Annotated in this window: 1 protein-coding gene and 1 pseudogene; both read right to left on the reverse strand. The window is 41.6% G+C overall.

The window, feature by feature from the left end:
• Positions 1 to 185, reverse strand: a pseudogene (locus Q0338_RS01715) (hypothetical protein); the annotation flags it as partial.
• A 61-nt stretch (positions 186 to 246) separates the two neighbouring features.
• Positions 247 to 1,314, reverse strand: coding sequence for a toxic anion resistance protein (locus Q0338_RS01720; RefSeq protein ID WP_298085252.1), 1,068 nt, complete (start codon positions 1,312 to 1,314; stop codon positions 247 to 249).
• Positions 1,315 to 1,492: the final 178 nt, after the last annotated feature.

Here is a 1,492-nt window from a genome sequence, read left to right on the forward strand (position 1 = left end):
CACGCTAGTAGCTCGGTACCAGGAGCGTCGATGCCCTCGGCTCCGTCAAATAGCCCGTTTATCGGCTCAAGCACCGAAAATCCGGTCATCATCAAAATAATCTCAAGCAAGGTAAAAACCGTAACGATGGCCAGCGGAACGGAAAATATGAGATTATTACCAAGAAGCTCTAAAAATTGATCCATCTTTTACCTTTTTGTTTTTAAATTTGCCGCTTGTGAGGTCAAATTTGACCTTTGCTCCACTCTACTCTATGCTATACACGTCGCTTTGCTCGATCTTTTCGAGCTTATTTACCTTGCTTTCCAGCGTCTTACTCATCTGCGCGATTTTAGCGATATTTTCTTTCATCTTAGGTAGCGCCTCGTTTTTGAAATTTTCTATCTTATCTAGCGAATCTATCATCAAATTTATCGCTTTTTCAAGGTTTTGGTTATCTAGCGCGCCGCCTGCGACCTTTGCCATCACGTCTGTTGCCGTATCGTTTACGTCCTGCGCGTTTTTTAGGATGACGTCGTTTGCGAGCTTGTCCATCTCAGAAACCGCTTTTAGCTGCTTCTTGCCTTCTTGCGCTGCACTTGCGATATAGACGTTGGTTTTTAGCGCCGTGATGCTAGTTGTGATCGTGTTTTGCGTGGCGAAACTTAAAAGCGAGTTATTGTGTTTGATAGTAGCGTAGTTTGCGAGGCTTTGCTGCATCACGACTAGCACTTGACGCAAATTTTGCAGATGCATACGGATGTAAAATAGCGCCTCTTCGAGGAGAAATTTTTTCTGCTCTTCGTCTGTTTGATTTGCCGCTAAATTTTCGATGAGCTCGTCTGTTTTGCTTAAAATTTCTATCTTGCCTTTTAGACTTTCTATGATGAGTGAAAGTTCCTTTTGCTTCTCGGAGATTTCTGCGTTTCTAGCTTCTAAAACATTTATGGAGTGCTTTAAATTTGCCGTGATTTCTTCAAACAAGCTTGACACGCTTTGATATTTGCTAGCCAGTTCGGCGGCTAGGTCTTTGCCGAGCAAGAAATTTATAAATTTCGCGCCCAGTCCGCTCTCCTTCATCTTATCGCTTGCTTTTATAAGCTCGGCGGAGTATTTTTTGACCGACTTTAGCGACTCGCCTACCGAGCTTCCTACGCTTTGACTCATACTAAGCAAGTCGCCGACCTTCATATCCATATCGCCGTTTAGCTTCTCAAACTCGCCTAGTTCGTCCTTGCCAAACGATACGATAAATTCTTTGGGATCGTTAAATTCTTTCCTTTTTTCTATGAGTAAGGCGACGACGTCTTGGGGCGTTTTAGCGATTTGATTCAAAGCTTGTCCTTTGCTTAAATTTAAGAGCTATTATAACTAAATTTGTACGCTTTTTGCAGACTTAATAATAAACTTCTATGCTTTATTAGCATAATTTACGATTAAATTTAGTAAAATCGGCAGAAATATTCCAGACAGAATAGGCGTAGTTTAACTTTAAAATTTTAACCCGTGAGGG

This window comes from uncultured Campylobacter sp. (assembly GCF_938018145.1).
Classification (GTDB): domain Bacteria; phylum Campylobacterota; class Campylobacteria; order Campylobacterales; family Campylobacteraceae; genus Campylobacter_A.